Genomic DNA, 22452 nt, shown 5'->3' on the forward strand with positions numbered 1-22452 from the left:
CCGCGCGCACTTCGCAGTAAGGAGCACCCCCCCATGCCCGTGTACGACTATGTCGTCGTCGGCGGTGGTACCGCCGGTTCCGTCATTGCCTCCCGCCTCGCCGAGGATCCGGACACCACCGTGGCCGTGATCGAGGGCGGCCCCTCCGACATCGACCGCGAGGACGTCCTGACGCTGCGCAAGTGGCTCGGCCTGCTCGGCGGTGACCTGGACTACGAGTACACGACCACCGAGCAGCCCCGCGGCAACTCGCACATCCTGCACAGCCGCGCCAAGGTCCTCGGCGGCTGCTCGTCGCACAACACCCTGATCTCCTTCAAGCCGCTGCCGTCCGACTGGGACGAGTGGGCGGCGGCCGGCGCCACTGGCTGGGGCGCCGACGACATGGAGCCCTACTTCGGCAAGCTCCGCAACAACATCGTGCGGGTGGCCAAGAAGGACCAGAACCAGATCGCGACGGACTGGATCGAGGCCACGAAGACGGCGCTCGGCGTCCCGGAGGTCGTCGGCTTCAACGACCGGCCCTTCGACGAGGGCGTCGGCTTCTTCGACCTCTCCTACCACCCGGAGAACAACAAGCGGTCCTCCGCCTCCGTCGCCTACCTCCACCCCCACATGGAGGCCGGCGACCGGCCCAACCTCACGCTGATGCTGGAGACCTGGGCGCACAAGCTGGAGCTGGACGGCACCACCGCCAAGGGCGTCCACGTCCGCACCAAGGACGGCGAGGAGGTGTACGTCGAGGCCGCCCGCGAGGTGCTGGTGTGCGCCGGCGCGGTGGACACCCCGCGGCTGCTGATGCACTCCGGTATCGGCCCCAAGAAGGACCTGGAGGCGCTGGGCATCCCCTGCGTACTGGACCTGCCGGGCGTCGGTGAGAACCTGATCGACCACCCCGAGTCGGTCATCGTCTGGGAGACCAACGGGCCGATCCCCGGCAACTCCGCGATGGACTCGGACGCCGGTCTGTTCATCAAGCGGGACCCGGACCACAAGGGCCCCGACCTGATGTTCCACTTCTACCAGATCCCGTTCACCGACAACCCGGAGCGACTGGGCTACGAGCGCCCCGAGCACGGCGTCTCGATGACCCCCAACATCCCCAAGTCCCGCGCCCGCGGCCGGCTCTACCTCACCTCCGCCGACCCCGAGGTCAAGCCGGCCCTCGACTTCAAGTACTTCGAGGATGAGGGCGACTACGACGGGCAGACCCTCGTCGACGGCATCAAGCTGGCCCGCAAGGTCGCCCAGGCCGAGCCGTTCAAGAAGTGGCTCAAGCGGGAGGTGTTCCCCGGCCCGGACGTCACCGACGACGCGGAGATCAGCGAGCTGGTCCGCAAGGCCGCGCACACCGTCTACCACCCCGCCGGCACCTGCAAGATGGGCGCCGCCGACGACCGACTCGCCGTCGTGGACCCGGAGTTGAAGGTCCGGGGCCTGAGCGGCATCCGGATCGCCGACGCCTCCGTCTTCCCGACGATGCCCGCGGTGAACCCGATGCTCGGCGTGCTGATGGTGGGGGAGAAGTGCGCCGAACTGCTCCAGGGAGCCCCGACTCAAGGAGGTGATGCGTGATGACTGGTACTTCTGCCGACACCACGGCCGTCCCCAACCCCCGTAAGGACGGGGCGGGTTCCGCGGCGGACGGCACGGGCGAGCAGCCCGTGGTGTTCTCCGTGCGCAACCTGTGGAAGGTCTTCGGACCCAAGGCCGAGCGGATCCCCGAGGACACCGCGGTCGCCGGGCTCAGCGCCCAGGAACTGCGCGAGCAGACCGGCTGCACCGCCGCCGTCCGCGACGTCTCCTTCGACGTCCACAAGGGCGAGGTCTTCGTGGTCATGGGGCTCTCCGGCTCCGGCAAGTCCACCCTCGTCCGCTGTCTGACCCGGCTGATCGAGCCGACCAGCGGCGCACTGGAGATGGACGGCGAGGACGTCCGCGCCATGGACCGCACCACGCTGCGCGAACTGCGCCGCCGCCGGGCCGCCATGGTCTTCCAGCACTTCGGCCTGCTGCCGCACCGCACCGTCGTCGACAACGTCGCCTACGGCCTGGAGATCCAGGGCATGAGCAAGGCCGATCGCCGCGAGAAGGCCGCCGAGATGGTCGACAAGGTCGGCCTGGCCGGCCTGGAGAAGCGCCGGCCCGGCCAGCTCTCCGGCGGCCAGCAGCAGCGCGTCGGCCTGGCCCGCGCGCTCGCCGTGGACCCCGAAGTCCTGCTGTTCGACGAGCCGTTCAGCGCGCTCGACCCGCTCATCCGACGCGATATGCAGGAAGAGGTCGTCCGCCTGCACCGCGAGGAGGGGCGGACCATGGTCTTCATCACCCACGACCTCGCCGAGGCGCTGCGGATCGGCGACCGGATCGCCCTGATGCGCGACGGGCAGATCGTCCAGCTCGGCACCCCCGAGGAGATCGTCGGCGCGCCCGCCGACGACTACGTCCGCGACTTCGTCCGGGACGTCCCGCGCGAGCAGGTGCTGACCGTCCGCCGCGCGATGCGCCCCGCCGAGGCCGGGGAGGCCGAGGCGGGTCCCGCGCTCACCCCCGACACCCTGATCTGCGACGCCATCGAGGCGGTCGCCCGCTCTGGCGGCCCGGCCCGGATCGTCGACGACGGCCGCTGCCTGGGCGTCGTCGACAGCGTCTGCCTGTTGAACGTGGTGGCCCGGATATCCCAGCCGCACCACGACGCGTCGGGGGAGGTGGCCGCGTGATGTACGCCGCCGCTCCGCACCGCGGCGCCGCCCGCGCCGTCGTCCCCCGCGCGCCCGCCGCGAGCCCCCGGGCCCGGCTGCGCGCCACCCTGCTCCGCCAGTGGCGCCAGGCCCAGCGGGCCGCCGCGCTGAACGTGCCGGTCGGCACGGTGAAGCGGGGCCGCGCATGAGCGAGCAAAGCGAGCGAATCATCAAGAGGTGCGTGCCGTGCGAATGCAGGGCCTCGCGAAGCGAGGTGTCAGCATGAGTACCGCCGCACCCCCCACGACTCCCGGCGCGCTCGGCGCCGGGAAGCTCCGCCCGTTCCAGGGCCTCCTGCGTCGCCGCGGCCTCGCCAAGCTCCTGCTGCTCGCCGTCGCCGCGGCCGTACTGGTCCCGCTCGCCGCGACCGCCTGGCCCGGCGCCGCCTGGCCAGGCGGCCTGACCGTGGACCTCTCCGGCCCGCTCGACCACGCCAGCAACTGGATCATCGACAACCGCGACAGTCACTGGCTGTTCGTCTACGTCCTGGGCCACCTCAGCAACGCCGTGGTGCTCTCCGTCCGCGGCGTCTACCTGCTGCTGCTCGCGCTCGGCTGGGCCGGCGTGACGGCCGGTGTGACGCTGCTGGCCTGGCGCGTCGCCGGCCTTCGGATCGCTGCCGTCGCACTGGTGTCGTTCCTGGTCAGCGGGGCCCTGGGGATGTGGGTCCCGACCATGCAGACGCTGGCGCTGATGATCGTGGCGGTGCTCGCCTCGGTCGTCGTCGGCGCGCTGCTCGGGCTCGCCGCCGGCCTCTCCCCCCGGCTCTTCAAGATCCTGCGGCCGGTCCTGGACACCATGCAGGTGCTCCCGGCCTTCGCCTACCTCCTGCCGGTCGTCATGATCTTCGGCATCGGCGTCCCCGCCGCACTGCTGGCCACCGTGATCTACGCGGCACCGCCGATGGCCCGGCTCACCGCGCTCGGACTGCGCGGCGCGGACGCCGGCGTCCTGGAGGCGGTCTCCTCGCTCGGCGCCACCGGCCGCCAGCGCCTCCTCACCGCCCGGCTCCCGCTGGCCCGCAAGGAACTCCTCCTCGGCGTCAACCAGACGATCATGATGGCGCTGTCCATGGCCGTGATCGCCTCGATGATCGGCGCCGCCGGCCTCGGTGACCGCGTCTACCAGGCGCTCGCCTCGGTCGACGTCGGCGCCGCGCTGGCCGCCGCCATCCCGATCGTGCTGCTGGCCATCGTCATGGACCGCACCACCGCCGCGGCCGGCGAGAAGCTCGGCGCGGACCCGTCCGCGGCCGGCCCGCGGCTGCTGCGCGGCTGGCCCGCCTGGGCCGGCATCGCCGCGATCACCGCGGTGGTCGCGCTCGTCGGCCGGCTGGCCGGCTCCGCGAGCTGGCCCGCCGGCGCCACGTTCGCCATCGCCCGCCCCGTCAACGACGTCAAGGAGTGGATGGTCAACCACCTCTACTCCGGCGTCCCGGTCGTCGGCGGCACCGCCGACTGGGCCGCGCACTTCACCAACTGGGTGCTCAACCCGCTGCGCGACGGCCTGACCGCCCTCCCCTGGTACGGCGTCCTGCTCGTCGTCGCCGCACTCGCCTGGCTCATCGGCACCTGGCGCACGGCGCTCACCGCCGTCCTGGCGATGGCCGCCATCGGCGTGCTGGGCGTCTGGAAGCCGTCCATGGACACCCTCTCCCAGGTCCTCGCCGCCCTGGTCGTCACCCTGGTGCTGGGCATCGGCGTCGGCATCCTCGCGGCCGGCAGCAAGCGCTTCGAGGCCGTACTGCGTCCGATCCTGGACGTCATGCAGACCATGCCGCAGTTCGTCTACCTGATCCCGGTCGTGGCGCTGTTCGCGGTGGGCCGTGCGCCGGCCGCCGCCGCGGCCGTGGTCTACGCCCTGCCGGCGGTCATCCGGATCACCACTCAGGGCCTGCGCCAGGTCGACCCCGGCGCCATGGAGTCCGCCCATTCGCTGGGCGCCACCCGCTGGCAGACCCTCCGGCAGGTCCAACTCCCGCTCGCCCGGCCGGCGTTGCTGCTGGCCGTCAACCAGGGCGTGGTACTCGTCCTCGCCGTCGTCATCATCGGCGGCCTGGTCGGCGGCGGTGCCCTCGGCTACGACGTGGTCACCGGCCTGGCCACCGGCAACCTCGCCATCGGCCTGGTCGCCGGCGTCGCCATCGTCTGCCTGGGCCTGATGCTCGACCGGGTCACCCAGCCCACGGAACGGCGCACGACCGGGAAGGGAGCCTGACCATGTCCCGCACACCGATACGCGCCCGCACGCTCACCAAGGCCCTGGCCGCGACGGCCGCGACCGGCGCCCTGCTGGTGTCCCTCTCCGCCTGCGGCAAGGCCGACATGACCAAGCAGGCATCGCCGTTCGCCGCCGCCAAGGGCTCCAAGTCCGTCACCCTCTCGGTGCAGACCTGGGTCGGCGCCCAGGCGAACGTCGCGGTCGCGCAGTACCTGCTGGAACACGAGCTGGGCTACCACGTCGACACCGTCCAGGTCGACGAGATCCCCGCCTGGGACGCGCTCAGCCAGGGCCGGGTCGACGCCATCCTGGAGGACTGGGGCCACCCCGACCAGGAGAAGCGCTACGTCCAGGACAAGAAGACGATCACGGCGGGCGGCGGCAACGGCGTCACCGGCCACATCGGCTGGTGGGTCCCCAAGTACTGGGCCGACGCGCACCCCGACGTCACCAACTGGAAGAACCTCAACAAGTACGCCAAGGAACTCCGCACCTCGGAGAGCGGCGACAAGGGCCAGTTGATGGACGGGTCACCGTCCTACGTCACCAACGACAAGGCGCTGGTGAAGAACCTCGGCCTGAACTACCAGGTCGTCTTCGCCGGCTCCGAGGCCGCCCAGATCACCCAGATCCAACAGTTCGCCAAGCAGAAGAAGCCGTTCCTCACCTACTGGTACGAGCCCCAGTGGCTCTTCAACCAGGTGCCGATGGTGGAGGTCAAACTCCCTCCGTACACCGACGCCTGCGCGGCCAAGGGGACCAAGGACCCGCAGTCCATCGACTGCGCGTACCCCACCACCCCGCTCCAGAAGTACTTCAACACCGACTTCGCCAAGAGCGGCAGCTCCGCGGCGCAGTTCCTGAAGAACTTCCACTGGGACAAGAAGGACCAGAACGAGGTCTCCCAACTGATCGCCTCCAACGGCCTCCCGGCCGACGAGGCCGCCAAGAAGTGGGTGGACGAACACCCCGACGTGTGGAAGCGCTGGCTGCCGAACACTTCGAAGAAGTAGCCGCACTGTCGTCGTAACGCACCCGGGCGGGGCCGTCAGTTACTGAGGGCCCCGCCCGATGGTTTTCGGCTTCTTCTGGGTGCAGCGGCTTTTGCGCGGTCGCGTTCGAGGCGGTCATCCGATCCTGAGTTCGTAGCGCAGTCGCTGGCGCTGTGCGGGCATGACCATCACGTCGACCTGGATCGGCCGGTCGTCACCGTCCAGGGTGAGCCGCGTCAGCTGGAGTACGGGTTCGAGCGGTCCGGCCTGCAGCGCTGCTCGTTCCTCCTCGCTCGGCATCCGGGCGATGACGTCCTCACGGACCCGGACGCCCACGTGACCGAGCTCGGCGAGCAGCGTGACCGCGCCCCCGGGGATCTTGGCCGTCCCGGAGAGCCGGGTGCCACGGGCGATGTGCGCCGGGTAGAAGGTGTCCGTCAACTCGCACGGCTCGTCATCGAGATACATGAGGCGACGGCGTACGACCACCACCTCTTCCTCAGGGGTCCCGAGCAACTCGGCCACCTCGGACGGCGCCGCGATCTCCTCGGCGCGGATGATGCGCTGACGGCCGCGTCGGCCCTTGGCCGCGGTCTCGGCGCCCCAGAGGTCTGACGGGCCCTTGCCCCAGGGCGTCACGTACGGCATCGAGGTGCTGACCCACTCGCTGGTGCTCACGGTGTCCTCCTGCGGCGTGGAGTCAAGCGGTTTGGGTGACGGGGACGACCGTACATGCGCGTTCGTGCAGCGCGCGGGCGGTGCGGTTCCTGAGATGGGGGCGGAGGAGGGTGAGCATGGTGCGCATGTGGTCGTCGGCGCGTCCGGACTGGACGAGGGGGTAGTCGTCCAGGGCCTGATCCCACGTGGCGCAGGCTGCCTCCAAGTGGCCGATGGACAGCTGACGTTCCGCCAGCAGGGCCCGCTTATGCACCCGGGTGCGCCGAAAAACGCCATCGCGCAACCTGTCCGCCTGTTGTAGCGCCTCGATTGCGCCCCGCGTATCTCCCATCTCGTAACGCACTTGGCCGCTGTGGTACTGCAAGGCCGCAGGGTCGTACGAACCGAGCGCCTTCGCTTGCGATTCCGCCTTCTCCATGGCCACTTCGGCCTCCCTGAGGTGCTTGAGCGCCCTGCCGTGCTCGCCGGTCTGGGCGGCGGCGTGCGCCTGCTGCCCGGCCAGGAAGGCACGCATGCGAGGGCCCGCCTGTGGGGAAGCGGCGGACGCCGCGTCGGCCAGCCGCATCGCTTGACGACCGTGGCCCAGGTCAACGGCCTGGACGCTCATCCCCCGGAGCGTGGTGCAGAACGTCAGGTGGTCCTCGGCCGCTCCGGCGAGTTCCAGGGCCTTGAGGTAGTACTGCTGGGCTACCCCATGCGTTCCTTCGTCCACGGCCATCCAGCCGGTGAGGTAGCAGAGATCGGAGGCGGCCGACAGCATCGCCTTTCGGACCGGCGGTGGAGCATCGGCCCGTAGATAGGGTGCCACCGTGTTCACGAGAAAGGCAGCTGCCATCGGGCGTGCGTGGCGGCCGCCGAATTGGTCGTCGAGTTCCGAGATGCGTTCGGTCATTGCGGTGACCACGTGCACCTCGGGCATTCCCACGCGTTGAACCTGACCGGTGTGCGCGGCCTCCATGCGGCCAACGACATCTGGCCAGTTGGGCACGGTGAGGGCCACGGAGAAGAGCCCGGCACCGATCACGCTGCGGCGGGACGGATCCATGTCGTACCTCCCGAGGTCGACCAGCCCTTCCACGGTACTCGGACGGACGTTCGGCTTTCCCGTCGGTTTGGGGAATCCCGCCTCCAGCCGGTCTGGCGGTACACGTGCTCCAGATTCAGGTTCGGTCCGGTCTTCGCCATCGGTCGCTCAACTCCTCGTTTCGGCCCGGCACTTAAAGCTCTTAACTCCTCTCGCTGCCCCAAAGGTACCGCTGTGAGTAGTCGTCCGATTGCCTGGAGTGAACGAATGAGGGGAAGGAGGCCGAATGGTCGGCTCTCGTCAGAATGCGAGGACAGTGCCCTCTGCGCAAGCGGCGCTGCTGGAACCCGTTCCGGTGCCCGGGTGCGATGTGTGCCGGGCGCTTGCCAGACAAAGGGAATTGGCCCGCGCGGCAGGGAGCGCCGCGGTCGTCCGAAGTCGTCATGCCGAAATCGTGAGCCATCCGCATCAACGGACGGTGGCGCGGGGCAGTACCGGGCAGTTCTTCCTTTCTCCGGAGGAGATCGCCATCGGGTCGGTGGTGTACGACCGGGACTCCGACATGGTTGGCGTGGTGTGTGGCGCCGCCGGGATCCTTATGCGTATGGAGCGGCCCACTCATCTCGCCTGGGAAGTGCCGTACGCCAGGCTGCGTCCGGGCACGGAATGGGAGAAGAAGCAGCTGGCGGCGCTGGCCAAACTTCAGCGGGACCGTGAGCGGGGGCGCTCGTGAACTGCTCCGAGTGCGAACGGCTCACCGCGGCATTACGGGCCGCTGAGGAGTCGGGCGACAAGGCCAAGGCCGTCGACTGCCGCGTATTGCGCCGGCGTCACCCGCAGCATGACGACGTACCGGTCCGAGCGCCGGCGTCGGATGGGGACGTGCCCGGCCGGTGACGGGCCGTTCAGTCCCCCAGTAGTTCGTCCACCAAGTCCACTGCCAGGTCGTTGGTTTGGTGGACCGGGAGGCCCTCGTCGAGGAACCAGTCGTCGGTGGCCTCGGGGTGGGGGCCGACCACGGCGACCTTGCCGGCGCCGCAGGGGGCGACGACGGCGGCGACGGTGCCGTTGGGGTAGGTGGCCAGGACGGTGGCGTTGGCGTCCGGGTCGAGGATGAAGTGCGGGCCGTCCTGGAAGTAGACGCTGCGGGGGAGTCCGCGCCACCGGGTTTCGACGACGGTGTCGCCGTCGTGGTGGACGGTGGCGCCCGGCGTGACGATGTACTGGTCGGTGTCGCCGGGGAGCAGGTCGAAGCCGGGGTCGTCGCCGGCTAGGTAGCCGCCGAGGCAGAAGCCCAGGTAGCGGCCGCCGGCCTGGACGTAGTTGCGGATCTCGTCGCCGTGCTTCCGCAGCCGGCGGTAGGCGGGGGCGAGGGAGCCGCCGCCGGGCTGGGCGTAGAGGTGGGCGTGCGCCAGTGACGCGGCGGAGAGGGGGATGTCCTCGGCCGGGCCGATGTAGCGGACGTCGAGGTTCCAGGGGCCGGCGGCGAGTAGTGCGGCGACCGCCTCGGAGCAGCCGGCGGGGCGGGCGGCCGGGCCGCGGTAGACGAGGGCCAGGCGGCGGCCGTCCGGGGTGGGGAGCGGCGGGGTTTCCGGTTCGTCGCGGGTGCCGAAGGCCCGGCGGAGGGAGTCGAGGAAGCGGGTGGGGGGAGACATGGGCGCTCACCGTGAAGGGCTGGTGGGGCGTGGGGTCGGGGTGGAGGACGGGTGGTCGGCGGACCGGCGGGCCAGGCCCTGGGCGGGGATGCCGCGCCAGGCGGTGCCGGGCGTGAGGTACTCGCCCTTCATGACCAGGGAGAGCGCGTCGAGCCAGACGCCTTCGCCGACGATTCCGTCGTAGAGCACGACCGCGCGGTTGCCGACACTGGCGCCGGCCCGGACGGTGACCTTCGACATCTTCATGACCCGGTCCTCGAAGAGGTGCGTCTGCAAGCTTACGCCGGCCCCGATCGCCGCGTCGTCGCCGATGTCGACCAGGTCGAACTCGGTGAGGAAGGTGCTGCTGAGCCACGTCCGGCGGCCGATCCGGGCGCCGAACAGCCGCAGCACCGGCGGCAGGAACGGGGTGCCGGTGAGGGTGGCGAGCCCGGCCGGCACGGCGGCCGCCTCGTAGAGGCCGGTGATGAACTCGGTGCGGCGGACGAACCAGCTCCACAGGGGTTCGACGCGCGGCCGGTAGTCGCCGATGACCAGGAGTTTGAGCAGGGCGCAGGCGGCGATGACGGTCAGGCCGGACGCCATGAGGAGGAGCGGGGCGAGGAGGAGCGGGAGGGCTGGGGAGGGGCTGTGGGCGACGCCGGAGAGGGCGAGGAGGAACAGGAAGGCGGCGGCGCCCAGGAGGGACGCCGGCATCGTGGCGCGGAAGTACTCGATGGCCAGGCGGCGGCGGACCGCCTTGCGGGTGGGGCGGAAGGTCAGCTCCTCGGGGAAGGTGCCGCTGCTCTGGCGCTGCGGGAGGTGGATCGCGGGGGAGCCCAGCCAGGAGGTGCCGGGGGGTACCTCTTCCCCGGGCGGGACGGTGCCGACACCGACCAGGGAGCCCGGCCCGGTGCGCGTCCCGGCCGGTAGGTACGCCGCGTTGCCGATGAACGCGCGGCGGCCGACCTCGGTACGGCGACAGACGAGCCGGCCGCCGGCGAACGCCGCGCCACCGACCCCCGCCATGTCCGCGACGAAACTGCCCTCGCCGAGGGTGAGCAGGTCCGGGTCGAGGTGGGCGGCGGTGGAGACCTCGGCGCCGGGGCCGATCCGGGCGCCCAGCAGCCGTAGCCAGGGGACGGTGTAGAGGGTGGCGTAGAGGGAGTTGGTGAAGGTGAGGCTGGACTCCAGCAGCTTGTCGGAGAGCCACTTGCGGACGCCGAGGGCGGAGCGGACCGGGTGGGTGCCGACCGGGGTGTGGTGCAGGACCAGTCGCTTGGCGCAGCCGATCGCGGTGCATACGGAGAGCACGTAGAGGGGGGCGGCCAGGACCACGGTGGCCGCGACGGCGGGGCCGCTGCCCCAGGCCAGCCAGACGCACCACACCAGGGCGGTGCCCGGTGCCAGGACGGTCAGGGTGAGGAGTTCGAGCAGGGCGACGCCCAGCACCGCGGCGGCGAGGTGCCACGGCCGGCCGTCTTCGGTCGTACCACCGGCCCGCAGCATGTCCTCGATGTGGGGGGCCAGCGCCGGCACCGGGGCGGGCGGGGAGCCGGCCCACCGGGCCCTGGGCGGCACCACCTCGCCCTCCCCGATCACCGACTGCTCGCCCAGTCCGGCGCCCGCCGCCATCCGGGCGCCCGGTTCCAACACCGCGTGGGCTCCTACGTAGGCGCAGGGGCCGATGTCTATCGGGGCGACGGTCACCCAGCCGTCCGCCACCCGCCAGGCGCGCAGGGTGACGCCGTAGCCGATCGAGGCGTCCGCGCCGATCCGGAGCAGCGACGGCAGCGGGATGACGCCGGTGGCGATGGTCGTCCGCGGCCCGATCCGGGCGCCGAGCAGCCGCAGATAGCGGCCCATCAGGGGGGAGCCGCTCAGTACGGGGAGCGGGCTGACGCTCAGCAGCAGGCTGAGCGCCCACAGGCGGAGGAAGGTCGCGCCCCACAAGGGGTAGCGGCCCGGCCGGATGCCGGCCGACAGGGGGCGGGCGAGGACCACCGGCAGCAGCCAGCGGACGCCGAAGTAGCTGACCAGCACGGCAAGTACGGGCCGCACCGGAACCGGGGACCCGCCGGTGAACTCGCCGTTCTCCCAGATGAAGACGGAGGCCAGCGGGAGCGTCAGGACGAACAGCAGGAGGTAGATCAGCCCGGCCTGGACCAGGCCGGCGGCGGCTATCCGGGGGCTGCCGTGTCGGAGCGGGCGGGGACGGACCGGCACGTCGCTTGCGGGGTCGGCACCGCTGCCGCCGCTCCCCGCACCGTCAGCGCTCCCCGGCCCTGCGCCGCCCGGTCCGCCGCCCGCCCCGACCCCGGCCGCGGTCCCGGTCTCCGCACCGCTCACCGCACCCAGGTGGGCCGCGAGCCCGCGCACCGTCGGATGGGCGTAGACGTCGCGCAGCGTGGCTCCGCCGTCGATGTCGCGGCTGCGGAGCAACGAGACGACCTGGGCGGCGAGCAACGAGTGCCCGCCGAGGTCGCCGAAGAAGTCCGCCTCGGTGGACAGCGCGTCGGGGCCCATGCCGAACACCTCGGCCCAGACGTCCCGCACCCGTCTCTCCCAGGCGTCCCGCGGCGGCGCCACCTGGCCGCCGCCGCCCAACCGCCGGCCGGTCGGCGCGGGCAGCCGGCGGCGGTCCACCTTGCCGCTCGGCAGGGCCGGCAGCCGGGCGAGGATGTCGAGGAAGGGCGGCACCATGTAGGCGGGGAGCCGGTGTCGCAGTCGCTGGTGCAGCCGGGCGACCAGGGCGTCCCCGCCCGCGGTACCGGCCTGCCCGGCATCGTCCGGGGCCGGCACCACGTACGCGGACAGCTCCCGGTTGTCGTCCGCGCCGTCCCGGTCCGGCAGCGTCACCAGTGCGGTGGCCGCCTCGGCGACCCCGGGGTCCTCCAGGAGGACGTTGTCGATCTCGCCGAGGTCGACCCGGTAGCCGCGGACCTTCACCTCGTCGTCGGCCCGCCCCAGGAACTCGATCTCCCCGTTCGCGGTGATCCGGCCGAGGTCGCCGGTGCGGTAGAGCCGGCCGCCCCGGGGCGCCAACGGGTGCGCGATGAAGCGGTCCGCGGTCAGCTCCGGGCGCCGCACGTAGCCGCGGGCGACGCCCGGGCCGCCCACGCAGATCTCCCCGACCGCCCCGTCCGGGACCGGCCGGCGCAGGTCGTCCAGGAGCACCGTCGTGTACGTGGGGAGCGGGCGGCCGATCGTCACCGGCCGGCCCGGCCGGAGTTCCGCGACGGTGGCGGTGACGGTGGTCTCGGTCGGCCCGTACGTGTTGAGGATCCGGCGCCCCGGCCGGCTCCACCGCTCGACCAGCCGGGCCGGACAGGGCTCGCCGCCCACCACGATGCTGCGCACCGCCGGCAGGTCCCGGGGGATCGTCGCCAGCAGCGTCGGCACGCAGTAGAAGAGCGTGATCCCGGACTCCTCCAGGACGTCGGCGAGTTCGGCGCCGAGCCGCGAGCCGGCGCCGATCGGCCCCGCGACGAGGGTCCCGCCGACCGCCCAGGTGGGCCAGATCTCCTCGATGGAGAAGTCGAAGGAGATGGTCATGCCCTGGTAGACCCGGTCGTCCGGGCGCACGTCGTAGACGTCGGGGACGACGGCGAGGAAGTTGCAGATGCTGGAGTGCGCGATGGCCACGCCCTTGGGGCGGCCGCTGGAGCCTGAGGTGTACATGATGTACGCGAGCGGGTCGGTGGGGTCGGCCGGGTCGGCGGGGTCGGCGGGGTCGTCGGGGGTGTCGGGGTTGTCGGCCCCCGGGCCCGGCGGTGCCGCCAGTCGGCCCGGGGTCGGGTCCGGCCCGGGGGGCGATTCCGGCCGGGTGACCGGGGCGGCGGCCAGTTCGGCCGCCCGCGCGTCGAGTCGCACCACGTTCGCCCGGCGGCCGGTCACCGCCGCGGCCAGCTCCGACACCGTCAGTACCGCGTCCACCTCGGCGTCCGCCGCGATGAAAGCGACCCGGTCCGCGGGCGCCGCCGGGTCGATCGGGACGAACGCCGCGCCCGCTTTGCCCACGGCCAGCAGCGCGGCGTACATGTCCACCGATCGCGGCACCAGGATCGCGACCCGGGACCCCGCGCCGATGCCCAGGCCACGGAGGTAGTGGGCGAGTTGGTTGGCGCGGGCGTCGAGTTCGGCGTAGGTCAGGACGCGCGGCCCGCACTCCAGCGCCGTTGCCGACGGCATGCGGGCGCAGGTCGACTCGAAGAGGCGGTGTAGCCGCGTTGCGCCCCGCCTAATCGTGGCCATGACTCCATCGCATCGCCGATCACCCGTGATCGCATGTCCGGTCCCGGGAGGCCCACCTGACCTGCGCGTTTCATGGGAAGTCCGGGGCGGCTCGGGCGTGTCAGCCACGGTGCCGGTGGTCACCCGATCGTATGGCCGCGGACCCGCCGGGCCCTCGCGCACCCCGCGGCGCTCCAGGCTGGGAGGCGCCCCAGACCCGCCCGGGGATCCACCCCGGCGCACGAAAGGCCCGGCCCGCCATGCCCCTGCCGCCGCCGCACTGCCCGACCCCCGAGTGCCACGACCGCCTGTGGAAGGACACCACCACCACCGAGGTCCACTGGGACAACTGGCGCTGGTGGTGCCATCGTTGCGACAAGAAGTGGTACCCGACCCGTGACCAGATCGAGCAGTACCGACACGGGGTAGGGGCGGGCCACCGGGACCCCCGAGTACCGGCCCACCCCTGCTGACCGGCCCGCCCCCGCCGATGCGCCCCGTGCCGCGGGGCGCCGACCGTCAGGCCGGCTGCTGCCCCGGCCACGGCACCTCGGTGGGCACCGCCGCGCCGTAGTCGACGCCGGGCACCGCGAAGCCGTAGAGGCGCTGCACCTCGCTGTGGAACCAGCTCAGGTCGGCGAGTTCCGCGATGTTCTCCGTCGTGGCCGCCTGCCACCGCTCGGCGACCGCGGCCTGCACCTCCGGGTTCAGCTCCCAGGTGTCCAGGCGGACCCGGCCCGCCTCGTCCAGGTCGAGCGGACGGGCCCCGGTGAGCTGGTCCCACAGGTCGCTCAGCTGGGTGGTCGGCGGCACCAGCCGCTCGCCGAGGACGCCGCGCAGCAGCCCGACGTAGAGCGCGATCCCCGGAATGGCGGTGGAGGACTGGGTGACCGCGGCACCGTTGACGGAGGTCACCGCACGCCCACCGACCAGCTCGGACAGCCGCTTGTCGAGGACCCGGGCGGTGCCCTCCAGATGGGCCTTGGCCGCGCCGATGGTGCCCTTGCGGTAGATCGCCTCGGTCAGCGACGAGCCGATGTAGGAGAGCGCCGCGGTGGAGAAGCCGTCGGCGAGCAGACCGCGGCCGGCCAGGTGGTCGATCCACCGCTCCCAGTCGGCGCCGCCCATCACCGCCACGGTCTGCGCGATGTCCACCTCGGCGGCCGGCGCGGTCTCCACCTCCTTGACCTCGGGCGCGCCCGCGTCGCCGAAGACCAGGGTCCTGGTACGGGACGGCGCGCCGATCGGCTGGAGGACCGAGGCGTAGGTGGTGCCGGTCTCCGGGTCGGTACGGCGGGGCGCGGCGACCGAGTAGATCAGGTGGTCCAGCCGCCCCCCGAACCGCTGCTCCAACAGGTCGGCGACCTGCTCCTTGATCTCGTCGGAGAACGCGTCCCCGTTGACGAAGACCATGTCCCGGCCGGCCTCGTGGGCGAGCTCGGCGGTCGCGGCCGTGCGGTACCAGCCGGCGGTGGCGGTGCGCCGGGCGCTGCCCGGCTTCTCGAAGCAGACGCCGATGCCGCGGATCCCGGCGCGCTTGAGGCCGGCCAGGGTGGCGGCCAGGCCGTAGCCGGCGGACGAGCCGATGACGAGGGCCACCGGGCCGTCGGCCGGCGGCGTCGCGGCCGGCGCGGGCACGGCCTCCCACATGTCGGAGACCAACTGCCGGCACCCGGCGGGGTGGGAGTCGAGGAAGAGGAAGCCGCGGCTGCGGGGACGGTCGATGACGCGATCGGTCACGTTGGGGTCCTTGGGACGGTTCGGACAGGACAACAGTGATTGTCTCGATCTTCCGACGGGCACGACCCCTCGCCCCGCCCGGAGCGGCGGAACGGCATAGTAGAGCGCGGCCCCAGCAGGGGCATGACAGCCAGCAGGGGAGTACCAACCGGTGCCGGCGCCACCACCGTGCCGCGCCGCACCGGCACGTTCATACGCACCAGGGGGGAACGACACCATGCCGTCCACGTCGTCCACGTCGTCCACGTCTTCTACGTCTTCTACGTCTTTCGCGTCGTCTACGTCGTCTACGTCTTCCGCGTCTTCCGCGTCGTCCATACCGTCCATACCGTCCACGCCGTCCACGCCGCCCATGACGCCCACGCCGTCCCGGGCACCCCGGGGCCGCTCCCGGCGCCGCCGGGTCGGACTCGCCGCCGCGGCCACCGCCGTGCTGCTCGCCACCACCGCGACCGCCTGTGGCCCCGACAACACCGCGGCCGCGGGCGGGAGTTCGGCGGCTGGGAACCAGAAGGCCGGCGGCCCGCACCTGCCCGACGGGGCGCCGACCAGCCTCGACGACCTGAAGAAGTGGAAGGACGGCGGCTGGAAGAACTGGGACAAGTGGGCGCACAAGGCCCAAGACTTCGCCAACCCGATCATCAAGGACCACTGGAAGCCGGACCGGCTGGCGCAGGCCCAGGCGGCCCCCGACGTCGGCGTCCGGGCCGGCGAGGCGGTCGGCGGCTACGGTGCCAGCGACCCCGAACCCCGGCCGATCAACGCCCAAGAGGTCACCCGCCCCTACCACCGCAACATGGCCCCGGTCGGGAAGATCTTCTTCGACAGCCCCAAGGGCCCGATGGTCTGCTCCGGCACCATCGTCGAGGACCCGGCGCACCCCGGAAAGTCCAACCTGGTGTGGACCGCCGGCCACTGCGTCCACTCCGGCCGGCAGGGCGGCTGGATGCGCAACATCGTCTTCGTCCCGTCGTACAACGACACCGGCGTCCCGATGAGCCAGGTCGGCACCACCCCGACCCAGCAGGTCACCCCCTACGGCCGCTTCTGGGCGGACTGGATCAGCACGTCCGGCGAGTGGATCAACATGGGCAGCACCGAGTCCGGCAACGGCGGTTCCGCGTACGACTTCGCGGTGCTGCACGTCCGGCCGGAGAACGGCGGCGGCAAGTCCCTCCAGGAGACCGTCGGCGCGGCCGCCCAGGTCTGGTTCAACGCCCCGCACGCCGACCGCATCAACTCGGTCAAGGCGTTCGGCTACCCGGCCGCGCCGCCCTACGACGGCGCCCGCATGATGGCCTGCCTCGACCGGCCCGGCCGCCTCACCATGCAGCAGGGCACGCCCGCCATGGACCGGATCGGCTGCACCATGACCGGCGGCACGTCCGGCGGCGGCTGGTTCGTCGGCCGTAACGGCAAACTCACGCTGATCTCCAACACCTCGATCAGCTCCAACGCCCACACCTGGCTCGCCGGCCCGTACCTGGGCCCGGAGGCGCAACGCGTCTTCGACACGGTCAGTCGGAAGTTCGCGGGGCAGTAGGACAGCGCGTCCCGACCATTACGGAACGAGCCCCCGACCCGCGGTTGTTGAGCGGGTCCGGGGGCTCGCCGGTGTCAGACGCGGTCGCCGTCCTTCAGCGCCTTGGTGAACGCGCCCCAGGCGTCGGAGGGGAAGACGAGGTGGGGCCCGGCGAGGTTCTTGCTGTCGCGGACGGCGTGGCCGCCGGTGATGGTGGGGGCGACCTCCACGCAGGCTCCTTCCTGGTTCGAGTACGAGGACTTCCGAAACGCGCCTATGGGCTCGGGCTTCATGTTTTCACTTCCTTGTGCGGCGTTCCGTCTTCAAGGAGATTCTGGATGCGCTCGGCGCTTCTGTCCGGCGGCAGTGCGGCCGAGCGTAGCTGGTCGAAGACGTTGACATAGCGGGCGAGATCTTCCGGCGCTTCCACAACGTTGGTGTGCGCGGGGTTGTCGAGCGTTACGGCTTCTACGTTTGCTTCTCCCCCGTATGAGAAGGCCCAGAAGGCGCTCGACATGCCAGCAACCAGGCTCGCCGACGCCGGGAGCAGCTGAATCGTGACGTTCTGCCGCTTTCTCACTTCCAGGAGGTGTGCCAACTGACCAGTGCCAACGAGCGGTTCAGACAGCAGTGCCGTTAGGGCTGGTTCCCAGATGATCGCCGTGAAGTAGGCTCCACCCTCCTCGATCCGCCGTTGTCGTTCCTGGCGGAGTTTCGTCAGTTCAGCAACCTGTTCGCGCGGGATGCATCTGGGCCCTGTGGCCATGACGGCTTCGGTGTACTCGGGAGTCTGCAAGAGGCCCGGAACAAGCACGGGTTCCCAGACCCTGATGTACGTGGCCTCATGTTCGAGGGCGATGTGGTGGGCGTAACCGTCCCCGACTGCTTCCTGATAGTCGATCCACCAGCCCCGCTCGTTGCTCTTCCGTGCCCATTCGAGCAGCTTGGCCCGCTCGTCTGGGTCCTTCACTCCGTAAAGATCCAGCAGCGTCCGGACCTCCAGGGCTGACGCAGTCGTCTGCCCACTCTCCAAACGGCTGACCTTCGAGACGGACTTCATGATGGCCTCGGCGCTGTCCGCCTGATCCAGGCCGGCCGCCTCCCGATAGCGCCTCAGTGCGTTGCCGAGCCTGCGGCTGCGCACCGTCGGCCTCCCACCTGCGGGCATGAGCGCTCCTTTCAACGATGGCCTCAGTGTGCCGCGTTGAGTCGTAACGGAACCAGTCTGCGCGCTCACACACTGCAATCGCAACTTGCGCTGACATGGCTTGCGCGCGGATCGCATGACGCCCTACCGTGAGGGTCGTCACGCAATGCATGCGCATCAGTGCATTGCGTAATGACGCCGCTCCGTCATGCGCACCAAGGGGATAGCCATGTCCGCACGCGCCCGGTTCGTAGCAACTTCGCCCGTCGCTTCTGCAGTCGCCTACCGGCTCCCGGCCGATGCGCGCAGCGTCGGGTGGGCCCGCAGGGAGCTGCGGCGGCAACTCCGCGCATGGCGCATCGGGGGTGAACTCGCCGCATCCGCCGAGCTGTTGACGTCGGAACTCGTCACCAACGCGGTGCGGGCGCATGTCGCGCGGCCGGCACCCGTGCCCGCGATCGGAGTCCGGTTCGTGCGGTCGGACGACCGCCTGCGGCTGGAGGTGCACGACGTGAGCGACGAGGAGCCAGTGGTCAATGAGTCGACGGGGGTCGAGGAGGAAGCGGAATGTGGTCGTGGCTTAGTGCTCGTGGGCGCCTTGGCAAGTGGTTGGGGTGTGGTCCGGGGCGACACCGGAAAAGTGGTGTGGGCCGAACTCCCTTTGCCTGTAAGGGAGATGTCGTGACCGCCGAGGGGGACGTGGCGGTCTACCGGGCGGAGTTGGTCGTCCACCGCCCGTCCGGGCCGTCGATCGACCTCGGGGGCGTGGTGACGTACTCGCCGCGCCGGGCCGTGCGATGGGTGCGGACACGGGCGGAGCAGGTCGCGCAGCAGTTAGGGGTGCCGCCCGGGGTGGGGGAGTGGGGCTGGCTCGGCGACCAGGTCGATTTCGGCCGGGCGGTGGGCGGGCTGATGGCCGGAAATCCCGTCACCCTGACCGTCGTTGACGCCGAAGGGTGCGCGTACGCCCTCGTGGCCCGGCCTGGCGGCGGGGCCGTCGGCGCGTACGAGAACGGCACCGTGCAGAGTCAGGGGGCGACGTGGCTGGCGGCGTGACGTGGCCGGGCCGGCCGGAGACGGAACTGGCCGTGCCCGGGATCTGGTGCGAGCGGACGGTGTACCGCTCCGTGCACGCGGACGAGGTGGCGTCCTGGACGTCCCTCGCGGTCGGCACTCCGCTGCGGGCCGTACGGGAGATCGCCGCGGACGCCCGCCGGCTGGCCGCCGGTCTGTCCGGACGGGCGCGCGAGCGGGCGCTGCGCGAGGTGGACGGGGACGGATGCCTGGGGGCGGTGTCCGCGCTGCACCGCGGGGAGCCGTGCGGGCTGGCGCTCAACTGCGCCGGAACGTGGGTGGAATGGTCGGCCCTCCCGGTGCTCTTCCTGCCGGTCGTCAGCCGGACCGGGCCGCGGCGCTGCCAGGGAGGCGGCCGGGCGGAAGGCTTCGGTGCCGGCGCCCTGTGGTGATCGCTCGGCGCAGGGCGCAGGGCGCGGACGGCCCCGAAATTCGATCACGGATACTGGCAAGGCAGGCTCCCCCGCAGCAGAGGACACACCCCATGAAGCTCAGTCGCCCGGTCTCCTGGTTCCTCCTCGCCTTCGGCGCGTGGTCGTGGGTGGTCTGGGTCACCTTCGTCAAGAACTTGATCAAGGACGCCAGCGGGCTGGCTTTCGATCACGGGAACCCCACCACGTACTTCTGGATCCACCTCACCCTGGCCATCGTGTCCTTCCTCCTGGGCACCGCGATCGGCGTACTCGGATTCCGGGGCCTGCGCGCCCTGCGCCGCGAGACGGCGGCGGGCGCGGTGGAGGGCGCGGCGACGGAGGTCTGAGGGGCCGCGGCAGACCTCCTTGCCCCAGGCAGCCCCCGCTATGGGACGGGGGCTGCGGTGGGTGCGAACGATCACCGGTAGGGGAAGGTCCAGGCCGTCATCGGCTCACTCTTCCTCTCCGCCGCTGGGCTGCGGAGCGGGATCGCGGGGCGCCTCGGGCGGCATGGGTCCGCCATCGTGCTTCCCGCCGTCGTCCTCGGTGACGACCTCCAGGTCCCGGGGGTGCCGGAACGGGACGCCGGGCCAGCCCTCGGCGTCGCGCGGGCGTGTGTCCATCGTTTCGACCGCCACAGCGCTCATCGACCAACTCCACTCTCGTGAGGGGCCGTGCCCGTACCGTCGGAGACACGGCCCGAAGGCCCGCAGGGTTTCCCGCGGTTGGGTGCCCCGCCCCGCCCCGGCTGCTTCGGGCACGTACCGGCATGCCGGTAGATCACCATGGACGGGCCGGAGGTGCGTTCGATCCGACCTCGGCGAGTCAGCTCGAACGTCTGGATCGGCTCCAGACAAGCGGAGCACCGCTGGCCCTTGGGCGCGTAGGTCTGGTGACCGCCTCCAGTCCGGCTAGCTCCAGCTGCTTCTTGTCCAGCCCTTTTCGGTGCAGGGCCTTACGGTCCTGCCATTCCGTCTGAGCTATTCGAGCCATGGCCATTACTTCGGCCGCGACGGCGGGGGAGGCGTCGACTCCTCTCAAGATCTGCTCAACATCCACCAAGGAAGGGCGGAGCTTGTTCCCTTCGAGGCGGCTGATCTTGGATTGTGACATATGGCAACGCGCGGCAAGCCGGACTCCGGAGAGCCCAGCTTGGTTGCGCAGGTGCTTGAGCATGGCTGCCAGTTCCAGACCGGACTGGCCAAGCCGGTCAGGCTCTATGGCCACCATTCACGTATTCCTCGAAGGGGACCGACTCGGTCACCGCGATCCGCTGATATTCGATGAACGGAGACACGTCTCCTTCGAAGACCTCACGATTGATCTGCCTGCCATCCGCCTCGTAGTTCATGAGTGCGACTTCTGCGCGGTCGAAAATCCAGAAGTCCTGGACCCGCTCCAGGGGGTTGGGGCGATCGGTCACGTCGAGAATGCGAATGTCGTCCCCGGCCTGGGCATGCGCCTTGTAATAGCGCGCGAACTCGAACTGCAGATACTCGGAGAGCGGCTGCGTCACGATGTGCACCCGGCCGTTGCGTTTCCCCTCCGCTCGCTGACGTGCGACGCGTTCGGTGTATGCGGAGGTTGCGCGCGGGGTCGGCGGCCGCCCCTCACGAAAGGCCGCGAACTCTTCCACCTCATGCGGCATGAGGTACTGCGGCAGCGTCTCCAGCCGCCACGCCTCCCGATTGATCTCCGTGAATCGGCGACGCCACTCGTCACCATCCAAGAGCACGTACTGCCTCCCTCAGGACCTCTTCCGGAATTTCCACCAAAGCCTCTCCGGACGGCGGCGTGAACGCCCCCGAAACACTTCCCTGGACGACGAGGGAGCCGCGCGCCGTCCGGTAGACGTTCGGGCAGTCCTCATCGCCACAGGTGCCGTTGCCGTTGCCGGTAAGCCGGGTCAGTTCCTCACGCGGCATGTCGAACCCCCTTGCTTATGACCTTGGTTGGGTCAACTGGCTATGACGGTACGGGGGCCGTCCGCAGGCGTCCATGCGACCACGCTCCTTATGCGCGTCCTGGCATAAACCCAAATGGAGGCAAGCGCAGCGGACCGTTTTCGTGAGCTTGTCGCAGCACCCGCAGCGCCGCACCCGGCTCCGAACGGTTCACTCGCCGTGTTCTGCCCACCAGTTCGCGAAGGGCACCGCATGAGCGAGTGCCGTGTCCCGGTGGGTGACGTATTCAGGGCCGCGGTCGTCGGGCAGCACGTCGGCCCCGAGGAACTTTCCCTCGTGGTCATAGCTCATCGGCGCGGCCGTGACGGAGTCGAACAGCCAGAAGTCCCCTACGCCGACTAGGGGGTTGGGGCGATCCGTGGCGTCGAGGATGAAGAATTCCTCTCCTGCCGTCGCGTTCGTGACGTAGCCCCACCCGAGTTCGAATCGCAGGTACGGAGTCAGGGGGCGCGTAAGGACGTGGACGCGGTATATCCGTCGCCCGGAATCCACCAGTCCCTTGACCTCCTCCAGCCAGTCGGCGTTGTAACCGTCGGGCCGGTCCTGGCCGGCCAGGAAGGCCCGGTACGCGTCGACGCTGCCCGATCGGCTGTAGTCGTCCAGGGTCTCCAGCCGAAATGCCTCCCGGTCGAAGGTGTCGAAGAGACTGCCCAGCGTTCTAGATGAGGTTGTCACTGATGGCCTTCTGGAGCAGTTCGAGCGGGATCTCCACCAAGGTTTCGTGGGCAGGAATCCGCAACCCGTGATCGGTCGGGGTCGCACCCTGCACCAGGAGGGTGTTCCGGTCCGTCTTGTAGATCGTTGGGCAGTCCTTCTTGTCGCATGATGTCGCGAGCACGGTGACTTCCACAGCCGCCCCTTCTTCGCGGTTCTGGTTCCCGTTCGATCGTTCCGGCAACGGCGCATGTGAGGCAAGGAGGCAGAGTTGCAGAAACGGGAAACCGGCGGCGCGCACGGTTTCCCGGTTCTGGCGGCCCACCGACGGGGAACGGTGTCAGCTGCTCTGACCTGCTCTTTCGCCCAGTCCTGACGTTGTGACAGTGAGTTGTTTGTGAAAGGTGAACCAGATGCAC

25 protein-coding genes are annotated in these 22452 nt (G+C 70.7%); 12 read left to right on the top strand and 13 right to left on the bottom strand.

All coding sequences use genetic code 11. The features are described from left to right. The first annotated feature begins 33 nt into the window (after positions 1-33). The 5 genes from ACO0M4_RS00225 to ACO0M4_RS00245 all read left to right on the top strand — a co-directional run bounded on the left by ACO0M4_RS00225 (position 34) and on the right by ACO0M4_RS00245 (position 5971). Entirely contained in the window at positions 34-1575 is a 1542-nt protein-coding gene (locus ACO0M4_RS00225; RefSeq protein WP_430367467.1) for a GMC family oxidoreductase, read from the top strand. Further along, a complete protein-coding gene (locus ACO0M4_RS00230) occupies positions 1575-2717 on the top strand; it encodes a quaternary amine ABC transporter ATP-binding protein (RefSeq protein WP_430367468.1) in 1143 nt (380 codons plus the stop codon). Before ACO0M4_RS00225 ends, ACO0M4_RS00230 begins: the two co-directional genes overlap by 1 nt. Next, entirely contained in the window at positions 2717-2887 is a 171-nt protein-coding gene (locus ACO0M4_RS00235) for a hypothetical protein (protein ID WP_390025435.1), read from the top strand. The genes ACO0M4_RS00230 and ACO0M4_RS00235 overlap by 1 nt, the downstream gene beginning before the upstream one ends. Before the next feature lie 73 nt (positions 2888-2960). After that, on the top strand, positions 2961-4955 hold the full coding sequence (locus ACO0M4_RS00240; RefSeq protein WP_430367469.1) for an ABC transporter permease: 1995 nt from the start codon (positions 2961-2963) through the stop codon (positions 4953-4955). A 2-nt stretch (positions 4956-4957) separates the two neighbouring features. Next, entirely contained in the window at positions 4958-5971 is a 1014-nt protein-coding gene (locus ACO0M4_RS00245; RefSeq protein ID WP_430367470.1) for an ABC transporter substrate-binding protein, read from the top strand. A gap of 114 nt (positions 5972-6085) precedes the next feature. Here ACO0M4_RS00245 and ACO0M4_RS00250 read toward each other — a convergent pair whose 3' ends face one another. Both ACO0M4_RS00250 and ACO0M4_RS00255 read right to left on the bottom strand, forming a co-directional pair. Next, the gene (locus ACO0M4_RS00250) at positions 6086-6628 is read right to left on the bottom strand and encodes a UTRA domain-containing protein (RefSeq protein WP_430367471.1); all 543 of its coding nucleotides are present in this window, start codon (positions 6626-6628) and stop codon (positions 6086-6088) included. Positions 6629-6650: 22 nt separating this feature from the next. After that, complete coding sequence (locus ACO0M4_RS00255; RefSeq protein WP_430367472.1) at positions 6651-7706, bottom strand: tetratricopeptide repeat protein; 1056 nt, start codon at positions 7704-7706, stop codon at positions 6651-6653. Between the two features lie 400 nt (positions 7707-8106). On the opposite strand from ACO0M4_RS00255, the gene ACO0M4_RS00260 reads away from it, so the two are divergent. After that, positions 8107-8385 carry a hypothetical protein gene (locus ACO0M4_RS00260; RefSeq protein ID WP_430367473.1) on the top strand — a complete coding sequence of 93 codons (279 nt, stop codon included), beginning with the start codon at positions 8107-8109 and terminating at the stop codon, positions 8383-8385. A 172-nt stretch (positions 8386-8557) separates the two neighbouring features. Here the strand turns inward: ACO0M4_RS00260 and ACO0M4_RS00265 are convergent, their stop codons facing one another. Then, positions 8558-9307, bottom strand: a complete 750-nt coding sequence (locus ACO0M4_RS00265) for a BPL-N domain-containing protein (RefSeq protein WP_430367474.1) — start codon at positions 9305-9307, stop codon at positions 8558-8560. 6 nt (positions 9308-9313) lie between these two features. Next, a complete protein-coding gene (locus tag ACO0M4_RS00270) occupies positions 9314-13540 on the bottom strand; it encodes a Pls/PosA family non-ribosomal peptide synthetase (RefSeq protein ID WP_430367475.1) in 4227 nt (1408 codons plus the stop codon). Between the two features lie 239 nt (positions 13541-13779). Here ACO0M4_RS00270 and ACO0M4_RS00275 point away from each other — a divergent pair, with 239 nt between their 5' ends. Further along, positions 13780-13992, top strand: coding sequence for a hypothetical protein (locus ACO0M4_RS00275; protein WP_430367476.1), 213 nt, complete (start codon positions 13780-13782; stop codon positions 13990-13992). Between the two features lie 46 nt (positions 13993-14038). Here ACO0M4_RS00275 and fabV read toward each other — a convergent pair whose 3' ends face one another. Further along, complete coding sequence (gene fabV, locus ACO0M4_RS00280; RefSeq protein ID WP_430367477.1) at positions 14039-15259, bottom strand: enoyl-[acyl-carrier-protein] reductase FabV; 1221 nt, start codon at positions 15257-15259, stop codon at positions 14039-14041. Between the two features lie 352 nt (positions 15260-15611). On the opposite strand from fabV, the gene ACO0M4_RS00285 reads away from it, so the two are divergent. Continuing rightward, positions 15612-16802, top strand: coding sequence for a trypsin-like serine peptidase (locus ACO0M4_RS00285; RefSeq protein WP_430367478.1), 1191 nt, complete (start codon positions 15612-15614; stop codon positions 16800-16802). A 74-nt stretch (positions 16803-16876) separates the two neighbouring features. Here ACO0M4_RS00285 and ACO0M4_RS00290 read toward each other — a convergent pair whose 3' ends face one another. Both ACO0M4_RS00290 and ACO0M4_RS00295 read right to left on the bottom strand, forming a co-directional pair. Then, positions 16877-17074 (bottom strand): DUF397 domain-containing protein, encoded by a 198-nt coding sequence (locus tag ACO0M4_RS00290; protein ID WP_430367479.1) that lies wholly within the window; start codon positions 17072-17074, stop codon positions 16877-16879. Next, positions 17071-17949 carry a helix-turn-helix domain-containing protein gene (locus tag ACO0M4_RS00295; protein WP_430367480.1) on the bottom strand — a complete coding sequence of 293 codons (879 nt, stop codon included), beginning with the start codon at positions 17947-17949 and terminating at the stop codon, positions 17071-17073. Before ACO0M4_RS00295 ends, ACO0M4_RS00290 begins: the two co-directional genes overlap by 4 nt. A gap of 208 nt (positions 17950-18157) precedes the next feature. On the opposite strand from ACO0M4_RS00295, the gene ACO0M4_RS00300 reads away from it, so the two are divergent. The 4 genes from ACO0M4_RS00300 (at position 18158) to ACO0M4_RS00315 (ending at position 19762) form a co-directional block, all read left to right on the top strand. Then, the gene (locus ACO0M4_RS00300) at positions 18158-18613 is read left to right on the top strand and encodes an ATP-binding protein (protein ID WP_430367481.1); all 456 of its coding nucleotides are present in this window, start codon (positions 18158-18160) and stop codon (positions 18611-18613) included. Next, positions 18610-18984 carry a hypothetical protein gene (locus tag ACO0M4_RS00305; RefSeq protein WP_430367482.1) on the top strand — a complete coding sequence of 125 codons (375 nt, stop codon included), beginning with the start codon at positions 18610-18612 and terminating at the stop codon, positions 18982-18984. Before ACO0M4_RS00300 ends, ACO0M4_RS00305 begins: the two co-directional genes overlap by 4 nt. Then, on the top strand, positions 18969-19394 hold the full coding sequence (locus tag ACO0M4_RS00310) for a hypothetical protein (RefSeq protein WP_430367483.1): 426 nt from the start codon (positions 18969-18971) through the stop codon (positions 19392-19394). Before ACO0M4_RS00305 ends, ACO0M4_RS00310 begins: the two co-directional genes overlap by 16 nt. Positions 19395-19486: 92 nt before the next feature. After that, the gene (locus tag ACO0M4_RS00315; RefSeq protein WP_430367484.1) at positions 19487-19762 is read left to right on the top strand and encodes an SCO4848 family membrane protein; all 276 of its coding nucleotides are present in this window, start codon (positions 19487-19489) and stop codon (positions 19760-19762) included. Between the two features lie 105 nt (positions 19763-19867). Here the strand turns inward: ACO0M4_RS00315 and ACO0M4_RS00320 are convergent, their stop codons facing one another. The 6 genes from ACO0M4_RS00320 to ACO0M4_RS00345 all read right to left on the bottom strand — a co-directional run bounded on the left by ACO0M4_RS00320 (position 19868) and on the right by ACO0M4_RS00345 (position 22229). Next, on the bottom strand, positions 19868-20062 hold the full coding sequence (locus ACO0M4_RS00320) for a hypothetical protein (protein ID WP_430367485.1): 195 nt from the start codon (positions 20060-20062) through the stop codon (positions 19868-19870). A gap of 178 nt (positions 20063-20240) precedes the next feature. Then, positions 20241-20645 (bottom strand): helix-turn-helix domain-containing protein, encoded by a 405-nt coding sequence (locus ACO0M4_RS00325; RefSeq protein WP_430367486.1) that lies wholly within the window; start codon positions 20643-20645, stop codon positions 20241-20243. Continuing rightward, positions 20626-21150, bottom strand: a complete 525-nt coding sequence (locus ACO0M4_RS00330; RefSeq protein WP_430367487.1) for a DUF6879 family protein — start codon at positions 21148-21150, stop codon at positions 20626-20628. Before ACO0M4_RS00330 ends, ACO0M4_RS00325 begins: the two co-directional genes overlap by 20 nt. Further along, positions 21134-21340 (bottom strand): hypothetical protein, encoded by a 207-nt coding sequence (locus ACO0M4_RS00335; protein ID WP_430367488.1) that lies wholly within the window; start codon positions 21338-21340, stop codon positions 21134-21136. Before ACO0M4_RS00335 ends, ACO0M4_RS00330 begins: the two co-directional genes overlap by 17 nt. Before the next feature lie 189 nt (positions 21341-21529). Next, the gene (locus ACO0M4_RS00340; RefSeq protein WP_430367489.1) at positions 21530-22054 is read right to left on the bottom strand and encodes a DUF6879 family protein; all 525 of its coding nucleotides are present in this window, start codon (positions 22052-22054) and stop codon (positions 21530-21532) included. Beyond that, positions 22038-22229: a hypothetical protein gene (locus tag ACO0M4_RS00345; RefSeq protein ID WP_430371163.1), complete on the bottom strand. Its 192-nt coding sequence runs from the start codon at positions 22227-22229 to the stop codon at positions 22038-22040. Before ACO0M4_RS00345 ends, ACO0M4_RS00340 begins: the two co-directional genes overlap by 17 nt. Positions 22230-22452 lie beyond the last annotated feature (223 nt).

Source organism: Streptomyces sp. RGM 3693 (assembly GCF_050471125.1).
Lineage (GTDB): Bacteria > Actinomycetota > Actinomycetes > Streptomycetales > Streptomycetaceae > Streptomyces.

Excerpts from the sequence above, each read along its gene's own strand:
- ACO0M4_RS00270 (WP_430367475.1), bottom strand. The coding sequence starts at position 13,540 with ATGGCCACGATTAGGCGGGGCGCAACGCGGCTACACCGCCTCTTCGAG.
- ACO0M4_RS00295 (WP_430367480.1), bottom strand. The coding sequence starts at position 17,949 with ATGCCCGCAGGTGGGAGGCCGACGGTGCGCAGCCGCAGGCTCGGCAAC.
- ACO0M4_RS00275 (WP_430367476.1), top strand. The coding sequence starts at position 13,780 with ATGCCCCTGCCGCCGCCGCACTGCCCGACCCCCGAGTGCCACGACCGC.
- ACO0M4_RS00325 (WP_430367486.1), bottom strand. The coding sequence starts at position 20,645 with ATGGTGGCCATAGAGCCTGACCGGCTTGGCCAGTCCGGTCTGGAACTG.
- ACO0M4_RS00290 (WP_430367479.1), bottom strand. The coding sequence starts at position 17,074 with ATGAAGCCCGAGCCCATAGGCGCGTTTCGGAAGTCCTCGTACTCGAAC.
- ACO0M4_RS00285 (WP_430367478.1), top strand. The coding sequence starts at position 15,612 with ATGACGCCCACGCCGTCCCGGGCACCCCGGGGCCGCTCCCGGCGCCGC.
- ACO0M4_RS00230 (WP_430367468.1), top strand. The coding sequence starts at position 1,575 with ATGACTGGTACTTCTGCCGACACCACGGCCGTCCCCAACCCCCGTAAG.
- ACO0M4_RS00265 (WP_430367474.1), bottom strand. The coding sequence starts at position 9,307 with ATGTCTCCCCCCACCCGCTTCCTCGACTCCCTCCGCCGGGCCTTCGGC.
- ACO0M4_RS00245 (WP_430367470.1), top strand. The coding sequence starts at position 4,958 with ATGTCCCGCACACCGATACGCGCCCGCACGCTCACCAAGGCCCTGGCC.
- ACO0M4_RS00240 (WP_430367469.1), top strand. The coding sequence starts at position 2,961 with ATGAGTACCGCCGCACCCCCCACGACTCCCGGCGCGCTCGGCGCCGGG.
- ACO0M4_RS00335 (WP_430367488.1), bottom strand. The coding sequence starts at position 21,340 with ATGCCGCGTGAGGAACTGACCCGGCTTACCGGCAACGGCAACGGCACC.
- ACO0M4_RS00225 (WP_430367467.1), top strand. The coding sequence starts at position 34 with ATGCCCGTGTACGACTATGTCGTCGTCGGCGGTGGTACCGCCGGTTCC.
- ACO0M4_RS00300 (WP_430367481.1), top strand. The coding sequence starts at position 18,158 with ATGTCCGCACGCGCCCGGTTCGTAGCAACTTCGCCCGTCGCTTCTGCA.
- ACO0M4_RS00235 (WP_390025435.1), top strand. The coding sequence starts at position 2,717 with ATGTACGCCGCCGCTCCGCACCGCGGCGCCGCCCGCGCCGTCGTCCCC.
- ACO0M4_RS00315 (WP_430367484.1), top strand. The coding sequence starts at position 19,487 with ATGAAGCTCAGTCGCCCGGTCTCCTGGTTCCTCCTCGCCTTCGGCGCG.
- ACO0M4_RS00320 (WP_430367485.1), bottom strand. The coding sequence starts at position 20,062 with ATGAGCGCTGTGGCGGTCGAAACGATGGACACACGCCCGCGCGACGCC.